This window comes from Streptomyces sp. NPDC088725, assembly GCF_044751305.1.
Classification (GTDB): domain Bacteria; phylum Actinomycetota; class Actinomycetes; order Streptomycetales; family Streptomycetaceae; genus Streptomyces.
In genome coordinates this window covers 26,035-48,355 of sequence record NZ_JBIVLO010000003.1, presented here as the reverse complement: position 1 = coordinate 48,355, position 22,321 = coordinate 26,035, and the positions used below count along the sequence as shown (strand labels likewise).

Annotated in this window: 24 protein-coding genes; 16 read left to right on the top strand and 8 right to left on the bottom strand. The window is 71.5% G+C overall.

The window, feature by feature from the left end:
• The first annotated feature begins 153 nt into the window (after positions 1-153).
• The 4 genes from ACIP6N_RS07230 (at position 154) to ACIP6N_RS07215 (ending at position 4,043) form a co-directional block, all read left to right on the top strand.
• Complete coding sequence (locus ACIP6N_RS07230; protein ID WP_401813598.1) at positions 154-348, top strand: hypothetical protein; 195 nt, start codon at positions 154-156, stop codon at positions 346-348.
• A 29-nt stretch (positions 349-377) separates the two neighbouring features.
• Entirely contained in the window at positions 378-1,265 is an 888-nt protein-coding gene (mshB, locus tag ACIP6N_RS07225) for an N-acetyl-1-D-myo-inositol-2-amino-2-deoxy-alpha-D-glucopyranoside deacetylase (protein WP_401813596.1), read from the top strand.
• Positions 1,262-1,675, top strand: coding sequence for a DUF6113 family protein (locus ACIP6N_RS07220; RefSeq protein ID WP_401813595.1), 414 nt, complete (start codon positions 1,262-1,264; stop codon positions 1,673-1,675). The genes mshB and ACIP6N_RS07220 overlap by 4 nt, the downstream gene beginning before the upstream one ends.
• Positions 1,676-1,871: 196 nt before the next feature.
• Positions 1,872-4,043: a hypothetical protein gene (locus tag ACIP6N_RS07215; protein ID WP_401813594.1), complete on the top strand. Its 2,172-nt coding sequence runs from the start codon at positions 1,872-1,874 to the stop codon at positions 4,041-4,043.
• Between the two features lie 168 nt (positions 4,044-4,211).
• Here ACIP6N_RS07215 and ACIP6N_RS07210 read toward each other — a convergent pair whose 3' ends face one another.
• Both ACIP6N_RS07210 and ACIP6N_RS07205 read right to left on the bottom strand, forming a co-directional pair.
• Entirely contained in the window at positions 4,212-5,069 is an 858-nt protein-coding gene (locus tag ACIP6N_RS07210; RefSeq protein WP_401813593.1) for a tetratricopeptide repeat protein, read from the bottom strand.
• 17 nt (positions 5,070-5,086) lie between these two features.
• On the bottom strand, positions 5,087-6,100 hold the full coding sequence (locus tag ACIP6N_RS07205; RefSeq protein WP_401813591.1) for a GNAT family N-acetyltransferase: 1,014 nt from the start codon (positions 6,098-6,100) through the stop codon (positions 5,087-5,089).
• A gap of 141 nt (positions 6,101-6,241) precedes the next feature.
• On the opposite strand from ACIP6N_RS07205, the gene fdxA reads away from it, so the two are divergent.
• Both fdxA and dapC read left to right on the top strand, forming a co-directional pair.
• Positions 6,242-6,562 (top strand): ferredoxin, encoded by a 321-nt coding sequence (fdxA, locus tag ACIP6N_RS07200; protein WP_369034909.1) that lies wholly within the window; start codon positions 6,242-6,244, stop codon positions 6,560-6,562.
• Positions 6,563-6,665: 103 nt separating this feature from the next.
• Positions 6,666-7,760, top strand: a complete 1,095-nt coding sequence (gene dapC, locus ACIP6N_RS07195; RefSeq protein WP_401813589.1) for a succinyldiaminopimelate transaminase — start codon at positions 6,666-6,668, stop codon at positions 7,758-7,760.
• 160 nt (positions 7,761-7,920) lie between these two features.
• Here the strand turns inward: dapC and ACIP6N_RS07190 are convergent, their stop codons facing one another.
• Together ACIP6N_RS07190 and ACIP6N_RS07185 are read right to left on the bottom strand one after the other, a co-directional pair.
• Positions 7,921-8,355: an ATP-binding protein gene (locus ACIP6N_RS07190; RefSeq protein WP_401813588.1), complete on the bottom strand. Its 435-nt coding sequence runs from the start codon at positions 8,353-8,355 to the stop codon at positions 7,921-7,923.
• A gap of 290 nt (positions 8,356-8,645) precedes the next feature.
• The gene (locus ACIP6N_RS07185) at positions 8,646-9,587 is read right to left on the bottom strand and encodes a hypothetical protein (protein WP_401813586.1); all 942 of its coding nucleotides are present in this window, start codon (positions 9,585-9,587) and stop codon (positions 8,646-8,648) included.
• A 277-nt stretch (positions 9,588-9,864) separates the two neighbouring features.
• Here ACIP6N_RS07185 and dapE point away from each other — a divergent pair, with 277 nt between their 5' ends.
• Both dapE and ACIP6N_RS07175 read left to right on the top strand, forming a co-directional pair.
• Positions 9,865-10,944: a succinyl-diaminopimelate desuccinylase gene (dapE, locus tag ACIP6N_RS07180; protein ID WP_401813585.1), complete on the top strand. Its 1,080-nt coding sequence runs from the start codon at positions 9,865-9,867 to the stop codon at positions 10,942-10,944.
• A 95-nt stretch (positions 10,945-11,039) separates the two neighbouring features.
• Positions 11,040-11,789 (top strand): TIGR00730 family Rossman fold protein, encoded by a 750-nt coding sequence (locus ACIP6N_RS07175; protein ID WP_401813583.1) that lies wholly within the window; start codon positions 11,040-11,042, stop codon positions 11,787-11,789.
• Positions 11,790-11,795: 6 nt separating this feature from the next.
• Here ACIP6N_RS07175 and folP read toward each other — a convergent pair whose 3' ends face one another.
• Positions 11,796-12,665 (bottom strand): dihydropteroate synthase, encoded by an 870-nt coding sequence (gene folP, locus ACIP6N_RS07170; protein WP_401813582.1) that lies wholly within the window; start codon positions 12,663-12,665, stop codon positions 11,796-11,798.
• Positions 12,666-12,759: 94 nt separating this feature from the next.
• Between folP and ACIP6N_RS07165 the strand changes: the two genes are divergently transcribed.
• Entirely contained in the window at positions 12,760-13,113 is a 354-nt protein-coding gene (locus tag ACIP6N_RS07165; RefSeq protein WP_401814380.1) for a hypothetical protein, read from the top strand.
• Positions 13,110-13,688 (top strand): DNA-3-methyladenine glycosylase I, encoded by a 579-nt coding sequence (locus ACIP6N_RS07160; RefSeq protein WP_401813580.1) that lies wholly within the window; start codon positions 13,110-13,112, stop codon positions 13,686-13,688. Before ACIP6N_RS07165 ends, ACIP6N_RS07160 begins: the two co-directional genes overlap by 4 nt.
• Positions 13,689-14,003: 315 nt before the next feature.
• Here the strand turns inward: ACIP6N_RS07160 and ACIP6N_RS07155 are convergent, their stop codons facing one another.
• Positions 14,004-14,807, bottom strand: a complete 804-nt coding sequence (locus tag ACIP6N_RS07155) for an enoyl-CoA hydratase/isomerase family protein (protein ID WP_401813579.1) — start codon at positions 14,805-14,807, stop codon at positions 14,004-14,006.
• A 299-nt stretch (positions 14,808-15,106) separates the two neighbouring features.
• Here ACIP6N_RS07155 and ACIP6N_RS07150 point away from each other — a divergent pair, with 299 nt between their 5' ends.
• Complete coding sequence (locus ACIP6N_RS07150) at positions 15,107-15,274, top strand: DUF3117 domain-containing protein (RefSeq protein ID WP_003966491.1); 168 nt, start codon at positions 15,107-15,109, stop codon at positions 15,272-15,274.
• Between the two features lie 148 nt (positions 15,275-15,422).
• On the opposite strand, the gene ACIP6N_RS07145 is transcribed toward ACIP6N_RS07150, so the two are convergent.
• Entirely contained in the window at positions 15,423-16,124 is a 702-nt protein-coding gene (locus ACIP6N_RS07145) for an O-methyltransferase (RefSeq protein ID WP_401814379.1), read from the bottom strand.
• A 104-nt stretch (positions 16,125-16,228) separates the two neighbouring features.
• Here ACIP6N_RS07145 and sigE point away from each other — a divergent pair, with 104 nt between their 5' ends.
• From sigE to ACIP6N_RS07120, 5 genes are all read left to right on the top strand, one after another.
• Complete coding sequence (gene sigE, locus ACIP6N_RS07140; RefSeq protein WP_401814378.1) at positions 16,229-16,987, top strand: RNA polymerase sigma factor SigE; 759 nt, start codon at positions 16,229-16,231, stop codon at positions 16,985-16,987.
• Positions 16,984-17,874 (top strand): anti-sigma factor family protein, encoded by an 891-nt coding sequence (locus ACIP6N_RS07135; RefSeq protein ID WP_401813578.1) that lies wholly within the window; start codon positions 16,984-16,986, stop codon positions 17,872-17,874. Before sigE ends, ACIP6N_RS07135 begins: the two co-directional genes overlap by 4 nt.
• 101 nt (positions 17,875-17,975) lie before the next feature.
• The gene (locus tag ACIP6N_RS07130; RefSeq protein ID WP_401813577.1) at positions 17,976-19,640 is read left to right on the top strand and encodes a trypsin-like peptidase domain-containing protein; all 1,665 of its coding nucleotides are present in this window, start codon (positions 17,976-17,978) and stop codon (positions 19,638-19,640) included.
• 126 nt (positions 19,641-19,766) lie between these two features.
• The gene (locus tag ACIP6N_RS07125) at positions 19,767-20,240 is read left to right on the top strand and encodes a sec-independent translocase (protein ID WP_401813575.1); all 474 of its coding nucleotides are present in this window, start codon (positions 19,767-19,769) and stop codon (positions 20,238-20,240) included.
• Between the two features lie 117 nt (positions 20,241-20,357).
• Positions 20,358-21,023: a hypothetical protein gene (locus tag ACIP6N_RS07120; RefSeq protein WP_401813573.1), complete on the top strand. Its 666-nt coding sequence runs from the start codon at positions 20,358-20,360 to the stop codon at positions 21,021-21,023.
• An 84-nt stretch (positions 21,024-21,107) separates the two neighbouring features.
• On the opposite strand, the gene ACIP6N_RS07115 is transcribed toward ACIP6N_RS07120, so the two are convergent.
• The gene (locus tag ACIP6N_RS07115) at positions 21,108-22,268 is read right to left on the bottom strand and encodes an Mrp/NBP35 family ATP-binding protein (protein WP_401813571.1); all 1,161 of its coding nucleotides are present in this window, start codon (positions 22,266-22,268) and stop codon (positions 21,108-21,110) included.
• Positions 22,269-22,321: the final 53 nt, after the last annotated feature.

The window sequence follows — 22,321 nt, the reverse complement described above, 5'->3', positions numbered from 1 at the left end:
CCGAACCTAGCGGTCGTGCGCCCCCATGTGCTGCCGTGCACCGACCGATGCGTCGGAACAGATAGTTATGATCCGTAGCGCTTGGTGGGTATGAATCTCCCGGCACATGCAGGCTGCGTCTTTCCGACCGAATATTTATGGAGGTGAACCGCCGTGGCACTCTCGATTTCGGCGGTGGTGCTGCTGGCGATCGTCGTCTTCCTGCTGGTCCGGAAATCCGGGCTGAAAACAGGACACGCGGTGGTCTGCATGCTGCTCGGCTTCTACCTCGCCAGCTCCACGATCGCGCCCACGATCAGGGACCTGACCTCCAACGTGGCGGGGATGGTCGGCGGCATCAAATTCTGACCGGGGGCGCGGCCTCGTAGGCTGTTCCCATGACGGACCTAGCCGCTCGGCGTCTGCTGCTGGTGCACGCGCACCCTGACGACGAGTCGATCAACAACGGCGCCACGATGGCCAAGTACGTGGCAGAGGGCGCCCGGGTCACCCTGGTGACCTGCACCCTCGGCGAGGAGGGCGAGGTCATTCCACCGGACCTCGCCCACCTCGCGGCCGACCGGGACGACCGTCTCGGTGAACACCGCGTCGGTGAACTGGCCGACGCCATGCGGGAGCTGGGCGTCACCGACCACCGCTTCCTCGGCGGCCCCGGCAGATTCCGGGACTCCGGGATGATGGGCCTCGACCAGAACCACCGGCCGGGCGCCTTCTGGGACACGGACGTCGAGGAGGCCGCCGCGCATCTCGTCGAGGTGATCCGCGAGGTACGCCCGCAGGTGCTCGTCACGTACGACGCCGACGGCGGATACGGGCACCCGGACCACATCCAGGCCCACCGCGTCGCCATGCGCGCGGCCGTGCTCGCGGGGCGGGACGGCTACCGCCCCGACCTCGGTGAACCGTTCGCGATCGGCAAGATCTACTGGAATCGCGTACCGCGCTCGGTCGCCGAAGAGGGGTTCGCCCGGCTGCGCGCGGCCGGAGCCGGCTTCCCCGGTGTCGCGGCGCTCGGCGACGTTCCCGGCGTGGTGGACGACACGGAGATCACCGCGGCGGTCGACGGCACGGCGTACGCGGCCCGCAAAACGGCTGCGATGCGCGCCCACGCCACCCAGATCGCCGTGGACGGACCTTTCTTCGCGCTCTCCAACGACCTCGGGCAGCCGATCTTCGCCACCGAGTACTACCAATTGGCGCACGGTGAGTCGGGCGCGCCCCCCGGCGAACGCGAGAACGACCTCTTCGCCGGAGTGAGCGCGTGAGCGCCCCGCGGCAGGACGCGGGCGGCTGGCTCGCGGACACCCCCAAACCCGTCAGAATCGTCACCTATGTGGGTCTGATCCTGCTCGGGGCGGTGGTGGGCACCGCGGGCGCGCTGGTCCAGGGCGGCCTGTTCCCCGGAGGGTTGCTGCTGGCGCTGTTCGCCACGACCGGGCTCTTCTTCGGCGGGCTGCGGCTCACCGGGACCCAGGTGGGAGTGGGGGCGCCCGCACTCGGCTGGCTGGCGGCTGTCATCCTGCTCAGCATGGGCCGGGCCGAAGGCGACGGTGTCCTCGCGGCGGGAGCGGGCCCGCTCCTGTACCTGTTCGGCGGGACACTGATCGCTGTGATGTGTGCCACCATGTCGCGGTTGCCGCAACCGGACGCGAAGTCCGGGCGGCTCGGCAAGTGACGTGCCCGGCTGCTGCTGAATTGACCATGTCCGTACGGGCGCCCGAGCGAACCCTTCATACGGCCGTCAGGAGTCCGACGGCGCAGGACAGTATGGTGGTGCGCGCTCCGGGCCGTCCCCTCGCCTCCGGCATGAGGGACCTGAACAGTTGAGTACCAGTAAGAACGGGCGGCGGAGCCAACCGGGAGATCCTGCCTTGAGTCGTGAAACCGACAGTTCGTCCTCCGGGCCCCTGGGCCGCGGCGGAGCCGCTTACCCCTCAGGGACACCGCCGTACGGATCACACGAGTATCCGTCGCTGCATCCCCAGCAGGACGCTCCGGAGGAGCCAGAAGCCGTAGCACCACGGGACGAGCCGAGAACCGAGACCACGCTGACCACCCGCATCCGGATCAACATCCCGGGCTCGCGGCCGATCCCGCCCGTCGTGATGCGTACGCCCATGGGCGAGAGCGACCCCATCGACGGCCGGGGAGTCCCGGGCGCCCCGAAGGGCGAGCGTACGGGCGCCACCCCGCGCCCCGAGGCGCCCAGGGAACCGGCCGACGGCCGGGGACCGGGCGCGGCGGACGAGAAGCCGGCCGGGAGCAAGCCGCCCGCCAGCGACTGGTTCGCACCCCGCAAGCCCTCGGGACCGGCCACCGGAGCGGGCGCCGGTATGGGGGCCGGCGCGGCCGCCGTGTCGGGCCCCCCGGCCACGCCGGAACCGCGCCCCGCGGACGACGGACGTCCCGAGACCCCGTACTACGCCGACGCGCCCTTCGGCACCCGTCCCCCGGGAAGCGGCGACGGGCCGAGCGGACCCACGACGGGCCCGGCCCCCGGCAGTTCGCCGCTGGGCAGCCCGTCGGCGGGCGGCTCGTCCCTGGGCGGCGCGCCGACGTCGGCCCTGAGCGCCCTGCACGGGACGGGCCCCGACGCACAGGACCCGAGCGGTCCGGGCCGGAGCGTTCCTGGTCAGAGCGATACCGGCAGGCACGGCATCCCCGGCCAGAGCGGTCCCGGCCAGGACGGTCCGGGCGCCCGGGGCGGGGCCGGTGCGCCGCGGTTGTCCGACGACACCGCCGAACTGACGCCCCAGACACCCGCGCCCGAACCCCCGGGCCATGTCTCCGGCGACACGCTGACCAGCGGCATCCCCGTGGTCCCGCCGGACCACCGCACCCCCTTCCCCGGCCAGGGCACGCCGGGCGGCGGCACACCGGGCGGCAGGCCCGGCACGGGCCCGCAGGGCGGCGGCCCGCGCCCCGACCTCACCTCCCGTCCCTCCCCGCTCGCGCACGGCCAGATCCCCGGTCAGTCCTCCGGGCCGGGCCCGGACTTCTCGTCGCCGGATTTCGCGGGCCTCCCGGGGACCCCGCGCGTCACTCCCTCGGCGGGACCGTCCCCCGTACGCCCCGCGGCTACGGCACCGCCCGCCAAGAAGGGCCGTTCCAAGCGTGTCCTGCTCGCCGCCGCCGTCGTCGTGGTGGCCGGTGGTTTCTACGGCGCGGGCCTGCTCATGAACCACTCCGACGTGCCCAAGGGTTCTACGGTCCTCGGCGTCGACATCGGCGGCGGCACCCGTGATCAGGCCGTCAACAAACTCGACAGCGTGCTCGGCGAGCGGGCCGCCACCCCGCTGAGGCTCAGCATCGGCGGCAAGACGGAGGAACTGGCTCCGGAGAACGCCGGACTCAGCCTGGACAGCCAGGCGACCGTCCGCGACGCGGCGGGCAGCGACTACAACCCCGTCTCGGTGATCGGCTCGCTCTTCGGCCAGGCCCGGATCGTCGACCCGGTGATCCCCGTCGACCAGGAGAAGCTGAGCGTCGCGCTCACCGACCTGGCGGGCGTCTCCGGCTCGGCCAGCGAGGGCACGATCAAGTTCGAGCCCAACAAGGCCGTCGCCGTCCCCGGCAAGGTGGGGAAGGCGCTGGACGTCGGCCAGTCGATGGTCGCGGTGCGTGACGCGTACCGCGCGCAGGTGCAGACGGGCAAGCCGAACACCGTCCAACTGCCCGTCACCACCCGGCAGCCGACCATAAGCCAGGCCGAACTCGACCGGGCGATGAAGGAGTTCGCCGAGCCCGCGATGTCCGGTCTGGTCACCATCAAGGCCGGTGACAAGCAGATCCAGTTCGGGCCCGCCCTCTCCCTGCCGAAGATCCTCTCCATGAAGGCGATCGACGGGAAGCTGGTGGAGGTCTACGACAAGAAGGCCGTCACCGAACTGCTCGACGGCGTCTTCGACGGGATCACCATCACCAAGGGCGACGGCCAGCAGCACCCCGTCTCCACCGACGACGTGACGCAGGCGCTCCAGAAGGCGCTGCTCGGCAAGACCCCCGCGGAGCGCACCCAGGTGATCGCTCTCGACCCCAGCTGAGCAGCCCAGCTGAGCAGCCGCGCACCGGCTCGGCGAAGGCCCCCGCCCGGATCGGCGGACGCTGTTGGCGGATACCGACAGCGTCCCGGTCCACGGGCGGGGGCCTTGCGTGTGTCCGCGGCAGGTCAGTCGGGCATCGCGCGCGACCCTCCGCGCCTCCGCGACAAGTCAGTTGAGCATCGCGCGGGCCGCGCGCGCCTTGCGGCGGATGGCCTCCGCCGTGGACGGCTCGACGGCTTCCACCACACGCGCGTACTCGTCCATCTCCGCCGCCCCCGCCAGGTACTGCCCGCGCCGCACGAGCAACTGGGCCCGGTCGTAACGCAGCCGTGCCGGATGCGTGGGCAGCAGCAGGGAGAGTTCGACCGCCCACAGGGCCACATCGGTGCGCTCCAGGCGCGCCGCCGACCAGGCGCGGATGTTGTTCAGGATCCGCAGGACGATGTCGAGCGGATCGGCCGGGGCGAAGTCCGGGGGAGTGGCCGGCTCGCCCGTCGCGCTCGTGACCAGCAGTTCGGCCTCCGACCCCGTCAGCAGCCTGCCGCCCGCGAACGGATCCGCGAGGATCCGCTGCGCCGGGTCGCCGAAGCCGACCACGAAATGGCCGGGCAGGGCCACGCCGTACACCGGCGCGCCCGCCCGGCGTGCGACCTCGATCCAGATCACGGACAGCAGGATCGGCAGTCCGCGCCTGCGCCGCAGCACCTCGGGCAGCAGCGAGGACTCCAGCCGCTGGTAGTCCGACGCGGTGCCGAGGAATCCGCAGCGCGCGCCCAGCAGTTCGGTGAGCGCGGCGGCCCAGGCGCGCGGCTCGCGGAGCCCGAAGGGCAGCAGCCCGGCCAGCCGGTCCAGCTCGACCTGCGCCTCGTCGAGGCCGGCCTCGCCCAGCGACGGATCCGCCTCCGCGCCGATCAGCAGACAGAGCGCGGCCAGATCCGGCCGCTCGGCACGCGCCTCCCGCGCGAACCGCTGCCGGACCGCTTCGGGCTCAGGCTGCTCCGGTTGCTCGGGTTCTTCCGGTTGCATATGCGACTCGTACCCACTCAGGAGGTTCGGAAGTGGTGGTAGCGGTGGTGGACCGTGAAGCCCAGCGCGTCGTAGAGCGCGCGTGCTCCGTCGTTCTCCGACTCGACCTGGAGCCAGGCCGCCGACGCGCCCTCCTCCAGCGCCCGGCGGGCGAGCGCGGTCATCACGGCGGTCGCCAGGCCCTCGCGCCGGCGCGCGGGATCTACCTCGACGGCCATGAAGCCCGCCCAGCGGCCGTCGATCACACACCGGCCGATCGCGGCGGGCACGCCGGCTTCCCCGGGCGCGCCGGCCTCCCCGGGTACGGAGGCGAACCACACGGAAGGCCCGCTGCCCAGGACGTGCAGCACATGCGGTCCCGGTACGGAGAAGCGCTGATAGCGCCGGAGCCATGCCTCGTCGCAGTGCCGGTCGAGCCGCACCGCCGAGACGTCGGCGTCACGGTCCCCGAGCGGCGCCAGCGCGGCGATCCGTGTCTCCGCGCTCACCTCGGGCCGCAGGCCGCGCCGTTCCAGCTCGGCGTACAGCAGCTCCTGCGTGCCCTCGGCCCCGGTCGCGGCCTGTACGTAGGCGGGCAGCCCGCGCTCCTCGTACCACCGGCGCACCCGCTCCAGCGCCTCGTCGAGCGGCAGCCCCGGATCGCCGAGCGCCAGCGCGGAGTTGGCGCGCCGGGTGAAGCCCGAGGACGCGCGCAGCGTCCAGCCGCCCAGCGTCTCGCTCTCCACCGGCTGCCAGGCGCGGGCGCCTGCCCGGGCCAGCTCCTCGAACGTCGCGGCCGGACCGCGCCGTCTGGCCGGTGCGGCCGGTACGACCTTGCCCGCGACCAGATCGGCTGCCGGAATGCGGACGCTCCGGCCGTCCCGGCATGTGATGTGCAGCACACCGTCGTCCCAGGATGTGAGAACCCCGATCGTGTCGCTGAACTTCTCCCCGCCGCCCCCAGGTCTGGTCATCTTCCTGACCGACACGCGTTTGCCCACGTCAGCGGCTGTCACACGGACCTCAAGCCGTCCGCCCGCAGTGAATTCCACAGCTCTGCCCGCCCCTCCTGTTCGGATCGTGCCCAGGAACGGAGATACTAGGTGTGGGCATCGACGACGCCGCGCTCCCGCGCGCCTGTGGACGGAGCCGCAGATCGGCCCGCCGCCGCCCTATCGAGGAGGAACGACAGCGTGACCTACGTCATCGCGCAGCCTTGTGTCGACGTCAAGGACAAGGCGTGCATCGAGGAGTGCCCGGTCGATTGCATCTACGAGGGCTCCCGGTCCTTGTACATCCACCCGGACGAATGCGTCGACTGTGGTGCATGTGAGCCGGTCTGCCCGGTCGAGGCGATCTTCTACGAGGACGACACCCCGGAGGAGTGGAAGGACTACTACAAGGCGAACGTCGAGTTCTTCGACGAGCTCGGTTCGCCGGGCGGTGCTTCCAAGCTCGGCCTGATCGAGCGCGACCATTCCTTCATCGCCGCACTGCCGCCGCAGAACGGCTGACAGCGCCGCACACCCCGGCCCCGTACGGCACCGCCGCCGTACGGGGCCGGGGCGTTTTCCGTTCGTACGCGTTCGTACGAAAGTACGAGAGAGAGTGAGCACCGTGTCCGCAGTCTCTTCGCGCCTTCCCGTCTTCCCCTGGGACAAGCTGGAGTCCTACAAAGCGACGGCGTCGGCGCACCCCGACGGGATCGTGGACCTGTCGATCGGCACGCCCGTCGACCCGGTCCCCGCGTTCATCCAGCAGGCTCTGGTCGAGGCGGCCGACTCGCCCGGCTACCCGACGGTGTGGGGCACGCCGGAGCTGCGCGACGCGCTGACCGGATGGGCGGAGCGCCGGCTCGGCGCGCGCGGGCTGACGCACAGGAACGTGCTGCCGGTGGTCGGCTCCAAGGAACTGGTGGCCTGGCTGCCGACCCAGCTCGGTCTCGGCGCGGGCGACCGCGTGGGTCATCCGCGGCTCGCGTACCCGACGTACGAGGTCGGCGCGCGGCTCAGCGGCGCCGAGCCCGTGCCGTACGAGGACCCCACGCAGCTCGACCCCGCGGGCCTGAAGCTGCTGTGGCTCAACTCGCCGTCGAATCCGACCGGGGCGGTCCTCTCCAAGGAGGAGCTGACCCGGATCGTCGCCTGGGCGCGCGAGCACGGCGTCCTGATCTTCAGTGACGAGTGCTACCTGGAGCTGGGCTGGGAGACCGAGCCGGTCTCGGTGCTGCACCCGGACGTCTGCGGAGGCACGTACGAGGGCATCGTGGCGGTCCACTCGCTCTCCAAGCGCTCCAACCTCGCCGGCTACCGGGCAGCCTTCCTGGCGGGCGACGAGGCCGTCCTGGGGGAGCTGCTCCAGATCCGCAAGCACGGCGGGATGATGACCCCCGCGCCGGTGCAGGCGGCCACGGCCGCGGCGCTCGGCGACCAGGAGCACGTACGGGAGCAGCGCGAGCGGTACGCCGCCCGCCGCACCGCGCTGCGCGCCGCGCTGGAGGGCCACGGCTTCCGGATCGATCACAGCGAGGCCAGCCTCTACCTCTGGTCGACGCGCGACGAGCCGTGCCTGGACACGGTCGCGTATCTCGCGCGGCTCGGCATCCTGGTCGCGCCCGGGGACTTCTACGGGCCCGCGGGCGCGCGCCATGTGCGGGTGGCGCTGACCGCCTCGGACGAGCGCGTCGCGGCGGCGGTCAAGCGCCTGAGCTGAACGGGCCGGGCGCCGGCGGCGGGGCCGGGCGCCCGGGCTGGAGGGGCCGTACGCCGGCCGCGGGTGGGCTGAATGCAGGCCGTCCGGGCGTACGGAAAGGGCCCGGGGAGTTCGTGCTCCCCGGGCCCTTTCCGTCTCTGCAGGGGTTCGCGCGTGCGGGTCAGCCGATCGGCAGGCCCTTGAGCGGCAGCGAGTCGGTGGACAGGCCGCCGAGGGGGCTCGCGGGCGCGGCGCCGGCGGCGCTCGTGGCGGTCTGGCCCAGGACCTCGCCGGCGCTGCCCGCGGTGTCACCGGCCATCTTCTGCGCGGCCGGGGTCACGGTCTTGGCGGTCTGGCCGACGGTCTTGCCCGCCGCCGGGATGGCCGTCCCGACGACCTTGCCGCCGACACCGCCCGCGGCCTTGGTGGCCTGCTGGGCGCCGCTGTCGATGGTGTCGCCGACGTGGGCGCCGTCGAGCGCGGTCAGCGCGCCGAGGTCGGCGGTCTGCGGAAGCGTGGCCGCGCCCGCGGAGCCGGCCGCACCGACCACGGGGGCTGCACCCGCCGCGATGAGCAGCGCGGCACGGGCGATCCGACGGGTCAGGGGGAGGGACATGATGCTCCTTTGACGGGGGAGAAACTGTGCGGTGTCCGTCGATCGGACGCCGTGACAACCCCTCGAAGGGCAGCGGAAGTTGCGGTGCGAGCGGGTAAAGAGTTAGTAATGCGTCGCATTATCGGGTACGGATAAAAACGGTCAAACGGGCCTGTCCCGTACCCCCCTGAAGAACCGTCACTTCGCCCGTGCCTCAAGGCTTTTGACGCACCGGCGCCTCCGGACGGAATCATCGGAAGAGACGCCGTCCGGAGGATGCCGGGACTTACCCGTCCGGGCGACCCGTTGTACTACTGCACGGTCCGGATTCGAACTGCCGTCGTGCTCGCGTCCGCGTCACCGCCGGCGCTCTGCCAGCCCCGGCCGGCCTCCTTCGCCTTCCAGACCCGGCCCGCGTAGCTCACCTCGCCGATGCGCAGCGCCGCGGACTGGGCCACCGCCCAGTGCGCCAGTTCCCAGCCGCGCCGCGCCGGTTTGCCGCCGGCCATCTCGCCGCGCGCGCCGCCGGCCGCGACCGGTACGGAGACCTCCGCCACGCGCGGCGCCCCGGCCTGCCCTGACGTCTCGGCCGCGGGCAGCACCTTGGGGCCGAAGGCCCGTACCAGTTCGGCCCGTACCTTCGCCGGGTCGCCGACGGCGGTCCCGCTGAGCGCGGGGCAGGTCAGCACGGCGGGCGTCCTGCCGGTGAGCGCGGCGGCCAGGAGCGTGGCGTCCGGCTCGTGCTTCGCGTACGCCTGCGGGAAACCGCTGCGCTGGACGCGCTGCGCGGCCTCCGTCAGCGGGAGCCGCGAGTATCCGGGAACTGTGGCCAGGTGGTCGTAGAACTCGCCCGCCGAGTAGACCGGGTCGAGGATCTGCTCCTCGGTGCCCCAGCCCTTCGACGGGCGCTGCTGGAAGAGTCCGAGCGAATCGCGGTCACCGTGCTCCAGATTACGCAGCGCGGACTCCTGGAGTGCCGTCGCCAGCGCGATCGTCACGGCGCGCTCCGGCAGGCCGCGCGTGGTACCGACCGCGGAGATCGTGGCCGCGTTCGCGGCCTGCTCCGGGCTCATCTCGTACGTCGATCCGGCGCCGTCACCGGACTCGGTCGCACGCACGACACAGCGCGGCGGACCCGCCCCGCCTGTCATGTACTGGACGACTACATACCCGGCCAGAGCCAGCAGCACAACAAGGGCGGCCGCGATACGCAGGAGGCGGCCGTGACGGATGGGGGAGGCGGTCTCGGACACGGCACCACGTTACTAGGGCCGGGGAGCAGCGCCGTCCGCCCGGAGGGCGGGGCTTGGCGTCCGGTGCGTGCCCTCGCAAGGAGGAGGATCAGCGTCGTCGATGGCCCGGACGCACGTGGATGACTCCGACAACGCCGCGCGTGCGCGTGCCGGGCGTCGCGAGCCGGGTGGGACTTTCACAACACGCCCCAGGGCCAGGGAGCGGCGCCGTCCGCCCGCAGGCCGCTCCCTGGCGGGCGGACCTCCCCGGCCGGACGGAACGGCTAGGGTCAAAACCATGTCTGAGACCGTTCTTGACCTCACCCTCGACGGCCCGGCCCTCACCGCGAGCCTGGTCGACTTCCCCTCGGTCAGCGGCGAGGAGAAGTCCCTCGCCGACGCGATCGAGCAGGCACTGCGGGGGCTGCCGCACCTGACCGTCGACCGGCACGGCAACAACGTCGTGGCGCGCACCACTCTGGGACGGGGCGAACGGATCGTCCTGGCCGGGCACATCGACACCGTGCCCATCGCGGACAACCTGCCCTCCCGGCTGGACGAGAACGGCGTCCTGTGGGGCTGCGGCACCAGCGACATGAAGGCGGGCGTGGCCGTACAGCTGCGGATCGCGGCGACGGTCCCCGAGCCCAACCGCGACCTCACCTTCATCTTCTACGACAACGAAGAGGTCGCCGCCGACCTCAACGGTCTCGGGCACGTGGCCGACGCCCACCCGGAGTGGCTGGAGGGCGACTTCGCCGTACTCCTCGAACCGTCCGACGGCGAGGTCGAGGGCGGCTGCCAGGGCACGTTGCGGGTCTACCTCCGTACGACGGGCGAGCGGGCGCACTCCGCGCGCAGCTGGATGGGGTCCAACGCCATTCACGCCGCGACCCCGATCCTCCAGCGCCTCGCCGCGTACGAGCCCCGGCGGCCGGTGATCGACGGGCTGGAGTACCGCGAGGGGCTGAACGCCGTACGGATCGAGGGAGGCGTCGCCGACAACGTCATCCCCGACGCCTGCACGGTCGTCGTCAACTACCGCTACGCGCCCGACCGCAGCGCGGAAGAGGCGCTGGCCCACGTCCACGAGGTCTTCGCGGACTGCGGAGTCGCGGAGTTCACCGTGGACGACCACTCGGGAGCGGCCCTGCCCGGCCTCTCGCACCCGGCGGCAGCCGCCTTCATGGCCGCTGTCGGCGGTACGGCGCGGCCCAAGTTCGGCTGGACGGACGTCTCACGGTTCGGCGGCCTCGGTGTGCCCGCGGTCAACTACGGGCCCGGCGACCCGCTGTTCGCGCACAAGCGGGACGAGCATGTCGTGACCGAACGGATCACCCACTGCGAGAAGAAGCTCCGGGACTGGCTGACCGCCTGACCCGCAGCACGGCCGACTGCCGCGATTTCGCCGCTTGTGTCACGTCCTGGGACCTACTCTGGCCGAGAACGTGACACAAGCGGAGGGAGCAGGTCATGGGCATGCCTGAGGAAGCGCCTAAGCCGGAGGAACAGCGGCTCGGACCGGTGATCCGCCGTCGGGAACAGGTACAGGCCGGCACCACCGACCAGCGGCTGCTGGACACCGAGGGTGATTCCGAGTGGGTGCACACCGATCCCTGGCGGGTGATGCGCATCCAGTCGGAGTTCGTGGAGGGCTTCGGCGCCCTCGCCGAACTGCCCAGCGCCATCAGCGTCTTCGGCTCCGCACGCACCCCGGTCGGCTCTCCGGAGTACGAGGCGGGGACCCGTATCGGCAAGGCGCTGGTCGAGGCAGGATTCGCGGTGATCACCGGCGGCGGTCCCGGCGCGATGGAGGCCGCGAACAAGGGCGCGCGGGAAGCGGACGGCGTGTCCGTCGGCCTCGGGATCGAGCTGCCCTTCGAGCAGGGCCTCAACCCGCACGTCGACATCGGCGTCAACTTCCGCTACTTCTTTGTCAGAAAGACAATGTTTGTCAAGTATGCGCAAGGATTCGTCGTGCTCCCGGGTGGCCTCGGCACCCTGGACGAACTGTTCGAGGCACTGACCCTGGTGCAGACGCGCAAGGTCACCCGCTTCCCGATCGTCCTCTTCGGCACGGAGTACTGGGGCGGCCTCGTCGACTGGCTGCGCGGCACGGTCGTCGCGCAGGGCAAGGCCTCCGAGAAGGACCTGATGCTCTTCCACGTCACGGACGACGTGGCCGAGGCGGTTGCCCTGGTGACCAAGGAGACCGGCAAGTAACCCGCGTCAGGCCAGCCCCCGGCGGGCGACCGCCGGGGGCCTGTGCCCCGCGAGGGACGCCACCATGTCCAGCACCTGCTTCGTCTCCGCCACCTCGTGAACGCGGTAGATCCGGGCGCCGAGCCACGCCGACACCGCGGTCGTCGCGAGCGTGCCGAGCAGCCGCTCCTTGACCGGCTTGTCGAGCGTCTCGCCGACGAAGTCCTTGTTGGACAGCGAGACGAGCACCGGCCAGCCGGTCTCCGCCATCTCCCCGAGCCTGCGGGTCGCCTCCAGCGAGTGCCGGGTGTTCTTGCCGAAGTCGTGCCCCGGATCGATCATGATCGCGTCCCGGCGCACCCCCAGCGCGAGCGCGCGCTCCGCGAGGCCCACCGTCACGCGCAGGATGTCCTCCATCACGTCGTCGTACGCGATCCGGTGCGGCCGGGTACGCGGCAGCGCACCGCCCGCGTGCGTACAGACCAGCCCCACGCCGTGCCGCGCCGCGACCTCGGCGAGCTTCGGATCCACCCCGCCCCAGGCGTCGTTGAGCACATCCGCGCCTGCCTCGCACACCGCGTCCGCCACGTCGTGACGCCAGGTGTCGACGCTGATCACCACGTCGGGGAACCGCCGGCGCACCTCGGCGACGAAACCGACCGTACGGCGCGCCTCCTCCTCGGCGGTGACCTCGTCACCGGGCCCCGCCTTCACCCCGCCGATGTCGATGATGGCCGCGCCCTCGGACACCGCCTGCTCCACGCGGCCGAGCGCGGGCTCGTCGCGGAAGGTCGCGCCCTGGTCGTAGAAGGAGTCCGGGGTCCGGTTCACGATCGCCATGATCACCGGCTCGCGCGCGTCGAATTCCCGGCGTCCCAGCCGCAGAGTCCCGCCCATTCGCTGTTCCTCCTAGAGTCACGTCGTCTGAGACCCTAACCGTCCGCATGACACGATCTGTGTGAACGGTTTCCTGCCCGGGGAGAAGCACGTGTTGTTCTTGTTCTTGCTCATCGCGATGGTCGTGGTGGTCGCCGCGGTCACGCTCGCGGTGGTCGGCGGCGGCGACCGCGCGGTCCTGCCGGAGACCGCGCCGGAACAGCTGGTGGACCCCCTGCCCGCGACACGCCCGGTCGGCCGCGCGGACATCGATTCCCTGCGCCTGCCGGTCGCGGCGCGCGGCTACCGGATGGCCGACGTGGACGACGTGCTCAGCAGGCTCGGCGCGGAACTGGCCGAGCGCGACGCCCGGATCGCCGAGCTGGAATCGGCGCTCGCGGGCGCGCAGGCGACGGCGGTCTCCCCGCCGGGCCTCCTGCGGGAGCCGGGAGAGGACACCGACCGGTGACATCCGACGACCTGGTGCCGGGCCCCGACGGCCGGCCGCGCTGCCCGTGGGGCCTGTCCACCGAGGACTACGTCGCGTACCACGACACCGAGTGGGGCCGCCAGGTACACGGCGACGACGCGCTGTTCGAACGGCTCTGCCTGGAGGCCTTCCAGTCCGGCCTGTCCTGGCTCACGATCCTGCGCCGCCGCGAGGGTTTCCGCAGCGCGTTCGCCTCGTTCCACATCGCCTCGGTGGCGACGTTCACGGACACCGACCGCGAACGCCTCCTCGCCGACCCGGGCATCATCCGCAACCGCGCCAAGATCGACGCGACACTGGCGAACGCGGCTGTCCTGGCGGACTGGGCACCGGGCGAACTGGACGCCCTGATCTGGTCCCACGCCCCCGACCCGAAGACGCGCCCGGCCCCGCGCAAGGCGGCGGACATCCCGGCGGTGACGGACGAGTCGGCGGCGCTGGCGAAGGCACTCAAGAAGCGCGGCATCCGCTTCGTGGGCCCGACGACGGCGTACGCGCTGATGCAGGCGTGCGGCCTGGTGAACGACCACCTGAAGGGGTGCGTGGCGCGCTGACGTGAGGTCTTCCGGCGCGGGCCCCGGGTTGTTGTGCGTTGCGGGTCGCGTCGGGTTCCGCGCCGCCGTCGTGGGCTGGGGTGTTCTGTGCTGGGGTCGGTGCCGGGTTCCGTGGAGCAGCCATGTCCGCCACTGCATTATTTACGGCGCGTGGACGCGTAGTGGACACCGGGCCGGTGGTGTCCGCGCCGCAAAGTAACGCTTTACGTTCTGGACATGGCCCCTCCACGGCCCCCTTCCACCTGCGAGTCTCACCGGGTTCGCCCTGCCGCTTGCCACCCCGCACGGCCCGTTTCACCGTGCGGGCGGTCCGCGTCACCGCCCTACATACCGCGGCTTCGTCTTGGTCAGGAACGCGTCCACCGCGATGCCGTGGTCCTCCGACGCGCCCGCCCGGGTCTGGAGTTCGTTCTCCTTCTCCAGGGTCTCCGGGAGCGAGTGCCCCGCGCCGTACGCCAGGGACGCCTTCAGGGCCGCGTACGCCACCGTCGGGCCCTGCGCCAGGGTCCTGGCGACCGTGGTGGCCACCGTCGTGAGGTCCGTGGCGGGGACGAGTTTGTTCACGAGGCCCAGTTCGTACGCCGCCTCCGCGCGGACCGTCCGGGGAAACATCAGCAGGTCCGTCGCGCGGCTCGTCCCGATCAGCCGGGGCAGCGTCCAGGAGACGCCCGAGTCGGCGGTCAGCGCGACACCCGCGAAGGCCGTGTTGAACGCCGCCGTGTCCGCGACGACCCGGTAGTCCGCGGCCAGGGCGAAGCCGAGACCGGCTCCCGCCGCGACCCCGTTCACACCTGCGACCACCGGCTTCGGCATCTCGGTGATGGCCCGGACGATCGGGTTGTAGTGCTCGCGCACCGTGGTCATCGTGAGATCCGTACCGTCGGCGCGGTCCGCCGCGAGCAGCGTCGTGTGCTCCTTGAGGTCCTGCCCGACACAGAACGCCCGGTTGCCGGCCGCCGTCAGCAGCACTCCACGTACGGCGGAGTCGGCCGCGGCCGACTCCAGCGCGTCCCGGAGAGCCACTTTGGCGGCGATATTCAGCGCATTCATGGCTTCGGGCCGATTGATCGTGATCGTTGCGAGTCCGTCACTTACCTCGTACAGCACGGTGTCGGCCATGATCGGTTCCCTTCGCGGCTGGGGCAGTCCTGTCGGGCCCCAGCATGGCGGAGATCTTTCGGCCGGCGCCTTGTGCGCGACGGAGAAGTCTCGCCGAGGCGCGGCGAAGTATCGCAGGCGGAGAGCCGAATTGAGGGGCTTTGAGAGAGCGCGTTGCGCAAGCGATGCCGTCCGATGTTGGTCATCGGGTCCAGCCATGCGGGATAATGGCCAGGAAGCAATGTGTTCGATGCCGGTGACACAGCGCCTGTCATGGGGCCGCCGGCTGCGATGAGCTGGTTTCAGGAAGGGGAACGAGCATGGCGGCCATGAAGCCGCGGACGGGCGACGGCCCGCTCGAGGTGACCAAGGAGGGGCGGGGCATCGTCATGCGCGTTCCGCTCGAAGGCGGCGGTCGGCTTGTCGTCGAGCTGACTCCGGACGAGGCTGATGCGCTCGGTGATGCGCTGAAGAAGGTCGTCGGCTGAGCGGGACGCTCACAGTCTTCGGGGTCGTGGGTCACCCCCGGATTGACTCCGTCGCTGCCCCGTCGCGGATAAGACTCCGCGGCGGGGCAGCGTTCTGTCCGCGGACAGGGACAGGGACACGGTCACGCACGCGTACACGACCCCGGCCTCAGCCGCGCCGCACCGCGCAGAGCAGCCCGTCGCCCACCGGCAGCAGCGCGGGAAGCAGCTCCTCGCTCTCCCGGACCGTCCGCAGCAGCTCCCGTACGCGTACGACCTCCGCCGGCTGGGCGGAGGAGTCGACGGTACGGCCGTGCGCGAACATGCCTTCGAAGCAGACCAGTCCGCCGGGTCTCAGCAGACGCAACGATTCGGCGAGGTATTCCAGGCTCTCCAGCCGGTCACCGTCGCAGAAGACCAGGTCGTAGCCGCCGTCCGCGAGGCGCGGGAGTACGTCGAGGGCGCGGCCGGGGATGAAGCGCGCGCGGTTTCCGGTGAAGCCGGCGGCGCGGAAGGCCTGCCGGGCGAACTGCTGGCAGTCCGGTTCCGTGTCGACCGTGGTCAGCACGCCGTCGGTGCGCATGCCCTGGAGCAGGTAGCTCCCGGAGACGCCGGTGCCCGTGCCGATCTCCGCGACCGCTTTGGCGTCCAGGGTGGCAGCGAGCAGCCGCAGCGTGGCGCCGGTGGCCGGTGACACGGAGCGAAGGCCCGTCTCCCGGGCCCGGTCACGGGCCCAGTCGAGTGCTTCGTCCTCGCCGACAAAGGCGTCGGCGAACGCCAAGCTCGTCTGCCGGTTGGCGGTAATGACCCTCTCCTGTCCCCGTAGCGGCGCAACCGTGACTGTATCCGCTGCGCTCGGGAACCCGCAGATGGGACCGGGCGTTGTCCAGAGGCGGGGAACACATGGATCGAGACCTGCGAACGGGTCTAAATTCACCTAAAGATTCTTATCCGGAGCTAACGGGCGAGGTGGCTATGGTAGGGGCTCCGCTGGACACCACCAGAGCCGATAGGGGAGGTGCGGCTACGGCTGCGGATCGCAGGGGAGTGCTGACGCGCTTCCTCAGGTCGGCAGGTGAGCCGAAATCCGTGACCAACACCGCTGACCGTTCTCGCTCCACCGACTCCGCAGTTACGGCGACCTTCGCATCGGATGCGGAATCGCAGGCGTGGACGCCTCCCACCTGGGAGGAGATCGTCAGCACGCACAGCGGACGTGTCTACCGCCTCGCCTACCGCCTGACGGGCAACCAGCACGACGCGGAGGATCTGACCCAGGAAGTCTTCGTCCGGGTCTTCCGTTCCCTGTCGACGTACACCCCCGGCACGTTCGAGGGCTGGCTGCACCGCATCACGACGAACCTGTTCCTCGACATGGTCCGCCGCAAGCAGCGCATCCGGTTCGACGCGCTCGGTGACGACGCGGCGGAGCGGCTGCCCAGCCGTGAGCCGTCCCCTCAGCAGGTCTTCCACGACACGCACTTCGACGCGGACGTCCAGCAGGCGCTCGACACGCTCGCGCCCGAGTTCCGCGCCGCGGTGGTGCTCTGTGACATCGAGGGCCTGTCGTACGAGGAGATCGCGGCGACGCTCGGCGTCAAGCTCGGCACGGTACGCAGCAGGATCCACCGCGGGCGCTCCCACCTGCGCAAGGCCCTGCAGCACCGTTCGCCGGAGGCCCGCGCGGAGCAGCGCGCCTTCGTGAGCGTGGCAGGGGAGGGTGGAACGGCGTGAGCGGTACCAGCCCGACCCCGGCCGAACAGCACCTGGGGGACCGACTCGCCGCCCTCGTGGACGGGGAGCTGGACCACGACGCCCGGGAGCGCGTGCAGGCGCATCTGGCGACCTGCTGCAAATGCAAGGCCGAGGCCGATTCCCAGCGCAGGCTCAAGAGCTTCTTCGCGCAGGCCGCTCCGCCGCCCCCGTCGGCGGGCTTCCTCGCGAAGCTCCAGGGACTGCCGGAGAGACCACCGGGCTCGCCGGACGGAGACGACGACGGCGACAGCGGTCGCGGGTTCCCCGACGCGGGCCGGTTCGGCAGCGGTGTCTTCGGGGTCCGCACGGACGGCTTCGGCTATGTGCCGGCCCCCTCGCACTCCACGAGCCTTCCCGGTTCCGGCTCCGGCTTCCGTATCCATGAGGTGGGCCGCCAGGAGGCGGAGCGCTCCCCCTGGCGCGGAAAGCGGTTCGCCTTCGCGGCCGCGAGCGCCGTGTCGTTCGCGGCGATGGCGCTGGGCGGCACGATGCCGCTCGGTACGGGCGCAGACGTGATGCCGCAGGGTGCGGGCAACAGCGTCACTCCGGTCCGGGCGCCCGGCGTCCCGGCCGCCGCGTCCGTGTCGACCGAGACCGGCCGGCGTCAGAGCGGTCGTGGCGGGGCTCCGCGGGAGTCCGCCGACCGCGCCACCGACGGCCCGCCTCCGGGCATGCTCCAGGAGCGGACGGCGTCCGCTCCGCTGTTCTCGACAGTCTCCCTGAGGTCGCCGTCACCGCTGGTCGTGCCTCCGGGAGCGGCGCTCAGGGCGGACGCGGTCTCCGCCGTCGGTCCGTCGGTCACGCCGAGCCCCACGGCGCTCGCGGCCCCGACGCTGCCCGCCGCTCCGCGTTCGCTCCGGCACTGACCGGGTCTTTGACCGGGCCGCTGCGCGGAGATTCGTAAACCTGGTTGAATCCCTGCACAGGCGCCCCCGCCGGGGCGCTGAGCGGCAGTGGCGGGGAGAGCATGGACGACGGGAAGCCCACCGGATCCAAGGCGCCGTGGTGGAGCCGTCCCCCGGCGGGGCGTGCGACACCTCCGGAGTCCGCGGCGCCCGGGTCCGGGGTACCGGAGCCCGGGGCATCGGAGTCCGGCAGCGGCGCGGTCGCGGAGCCGGAACCGGCCGCGGAGCCCGCTCCCGTACCGCCTCAGAACCGCCGTCGGCCGCTGCACGAGCCGGACGAGTACGGCACACCGCCCCACGGCGGTCCCGGCCCCCTGACTCCCGCACCGCCCGTGCAGCGGCCCCGCCCGACCCCCGCGTACGGGGTGCAGCCTCCGGCGCAGACCCCCGCGCACGGCGTGACGGCGGCGCAGGCGGCCTTCCCGCCCCCGCCGCCGGTCCAGCCACCGCATGGCCGGCCGGTGCCCGCCAGGCCCGAGTCCCCGTACGACCCCGAGCCGTCCCAGTCCGAGTCGTCCCAACCGGAACCGTCCCAGCCCGGCACCTCGCAGTGGCCGGTGTACGACCCCTGGGCGGCCCCGGACCGGCAGCAGCCCCTCACGTATGCGGGCGAGCCGCTGAAGCGGCGCCGCAGGACGGGCGTCGCGGCCACCGTGGCGCTGGCCCTGGTCACCGGCGTCATCGGGGGCGCGGTCGGCGCGTACGTCGAACGCAACGACGGTTTCGGCAGCGTCTCGCTCCCGCAGTCCGATCCGGACAACGGCGGCCGGGCGCCCGACAGCGTCGCCGGGATCGCCGCCAGCGCGCTGCCCAGCGTCGTCACCCTGCACGTCAGCGGCGACAGCGAGCAGGGCACGGGTACCGGGTTCGTCCTCGACCGCGCCGGCCACATCCTGACGAACAATCATGTCGTCGAGCCGGCCGGGTCCGGCGGCGAGATATCCGTCACGTTCAGCGGCGGTGAGACCGCCAGGGCCACGCTCGTCGGCAAGGACAGCGGCTACGACCTCGCCGTCGTCAAGGTCACCGGCGTCTCCGGGCTCAAGCCGCTCCCGCTGGGCAACTCCGACAGCGTCCGGGTCGGTGACCCCGTCGTGGCCATCGGCGCCCCCTTCGACCTGTCCAACACGGTCACGTCCGGAATCATCAGCGCCAAGGACCGTCCCATCACCGCGGGCGGCGAGGAGGGCGACGGCAGCGACGTCAGCTATGTGGACGCGCTCCAGACCGACGCGCCGATCAACCCCGGCAATTCCGGCGGTCCGCTGGTGGACACCCGCGCCCGCGTCATCGGCATCAACAGCGCGATCCGCGCGGCGGACAACGGCTCCGGTCTCGCCGGCGGCCAGGCCGGATCCATCGGTCTCGGCTTCGCGATACCGATCAACCAGGGCAAGCGCGTCGCCGAAGAACTCATCAACACGGGCAAGGCCACGCACCCTGTGATCGGTGTCACGCTCGACATGGAGTTCACGGGCGACGGCGCCCGGGTCGGCACGAAGGCCGCCGACGGCCCCGCGGTGGTCCCGGACGGTCCCGGCGCCAAGGCCGGCATCAGGCCGGGGGACGTGATCACCGAGGTGAACGGGGACCGGGTGCACAGCGGAGAGGAGCTGATCATCAAGATCCGCGCCCACCGCCCCGGCGACAGCATGGAGCTGACGCTGCGCCGCGGAAGCCGGGAGCACACCCTGACGCTGTCCCTGGGTTCCTCGGACGCCATCTGACGCTCACCGGGAGGTACCGCGGGGACACTTCGGGCAGGTACGGTGGAACGGCCCGGATCCTGACACACCTCGGACCAGGGCGAACACGTCCGGTCCACGGGCACGGAGACTCCGAGGAGCAGCAAGGTGTTCAATGACATCGGCGTACTCGAGATAGTGACGCTCGTGGTTCTCGCTGTGATCATTTTCGGTCCCGAGAAGCTGCCCAAGGTCATCCAGGACACCGCGGGCTTCATCCGCAAGATCCGGGAGTTCTCCGAGAGCGCCAAGCAGGACATCCGTACGGAGCTGGGCCCGGAGTTCAAGGACTTCGAGTTCGAGGACCTCAACCCCAAGACGTTCGTCCGCAAGCAGTTGATGGACAACGACGACCTGGGGCTGAAGGAGATCCGCAGCAGCTTCGACCTCAGGAAAGAGATGTCCGAGGTCGCCGACGCGGTGAAGGGCCACAGCGCCGAGTCCGAGTCCTCGGACACACCCGTGGCGCAGGTCACTTCGGGCGCCGGGACAGCCGCCGCCTCCGCCGGTCCCGACCTGCTCAAGAAGCACGAAAAGCCCGATACGGTCGTGCACCCGCCCTTCGACGCAGACGCCACCTGAGCACGAGCAATCCCTACGAGTCGGTAGCGGGTGGCTATCCTCCATCTGTTCGGCAGTGAGCTGCCCGTGGGGCGCGGGCCGCTGCGAACGACAGAGATCGAGGAGGCGGCCGAGTAGATGGAGACCACGAGTCGGGTCGGCGCACATGGTGTGTCCAGCTCATCCACTGCCGAGGGGGTGTCAGCAGCCCGGCGTACGGTCGACGGCTATCTGCGCGCGCCGTTCCCCTGGTACGGCCTTGACGAGGCGTTCACCGGGCCGCGCCGGCTGATGCAGGTGGGTGTCGCCGCCGACGGCGCCGTACAGCACGGCTCCATCGGTCACGGTGAAGAGCCGTCGATAAGACCGGACGCGTCGGGCGCGGAGAAGGAGCGGTTCGCGGTGGTCGTCACGGTGGCCACCAGCCCCGTACGCCTGACCGGCGACGGCACGGGCCACCTGGACGCCACGACGGCCTCCTCCGCGGCCTGGCTCGCGGGTTCCGGGCTGCTGGCCTCCACCTGGCCCGCGCAGCTCGACCACACGCTGCGGGACGACTGGCTGACGCAGCAGACCGAGGCGGCGTTCGAGATCGCCGACGATCTGGGCGGTCCCGAGTGGTCGGAGCTGTCGCTGCCGGTGGACGGGGTCCCGACGACCTTCCACTACCGCGAGTCCGAGTATGGCTGGGTACTGGCCGGTTCGCCGGAGGGCGATGTGCACCTCGGTGCCTACGGGCGCGGGATGAGCGCGTACGGTCTCGGCTTCTCGGTGATCGGCGACATCGCGTCGTACGCGTCGTAGGCCCTGACCAAGGCGCGAGAGCAGAGCTTGCGCGTACAGGTAGGGGGCGGCCGCCACAGCGGCCGCCCCTTACTTCTTCTGTCTTCAGAACTTGTTGCGCGGGGTGATCCCCAGCGACATGCCCGACAGGCCGCGCTGCCGCCCGCCCAGCTTGCCCGCGATCGAGCGCAGCGCCGCGCCGGCCGGCGCGTCCGGGTCGCTCAGCACGATCGGCTTGCCCGCGTCGCCGCCCTCACGCAGCCGTACGTCGATCGGGATCGCGCCCAGCACGGGCACCGTCGCGCCGGTCGTCTTCGTCAGCCCGTCCGCGACCAGCTGTCCGCCGCCGGTGCCGAAGACGTCGATCACCTCGTCGCAGTGCGGGCACGGGAACCCGGACATGTTCTCCACGACGCCGACGATCTTCTGATGGGTCTGCACGGCGATGGAACCCGCACGCTCGGCGACCTCGGCGGCGGCCTGCTGCGGGGTGGTGACGACCAGGATCTCGGCGTTCGGCACGAGCTGTGCGACGGAGATCGCGATGTCACCGGTGCCCGGCGGCAGGTCGAGCAGCAGCACGTCCAGGTCGCCCCAGTAGACGTCGGCGAGGAACTGCTGGAGCGCGCGGTGCAGCATCGGCCCGCGCCATACGACCGGTGCGTTGCCCGGCGTGAACATGCCGATGGAGATGACCTTCACACCGTTCGCGGCCGGCGGCATGATCATGTTCTCGACCTGGGTCGGCTTGCCGTCCACGCCGAGCATGCGCGGCACGCTGTGCCCGTAGATGTCGGCGTCGACCACACCGACCTTGAGCCCGTCGGCCGCCATCGCCGCGGCCAGATTGACCGTCACGGACGACTTGCCGACACCGCCCTTGCCCGACGCGACCGCGTACACCCGGGTGAGTGAGCCGGGCTGGGCGAACGGGACTTCGCGCTCGGCGGTGCCGCCGCGCAGCGAGGCGGCGAGTTCGCGGCGCTGTTCGTCGCCCATCACGTCCAGCGTCACGTCGACGCGCGTGACCCCGGCGACCCCGGCGACCGCGTCCGTCACATTGCTGGTGATGGTGTCGCGCATCGGGCAGCCGGAGACCGTCAGGTAGACCGTGACGGCCACCACGCCGTCCGCGCCGATGTCCACCGATTTGACCATCCCCAGGTCGGTGATCGGCCGGTGGATCTCGGGGTCGTTCACCGTCGCCAGCGCGGCGCGCACCGCGTCTTCCGCGGGGGCGGCGGTTCCGTACGTGTCGGTAGCCATACGGAGATGGTACGGCGCGCCCGGCCGCCCGCGGAAAGCCGACCGGCGGTCGG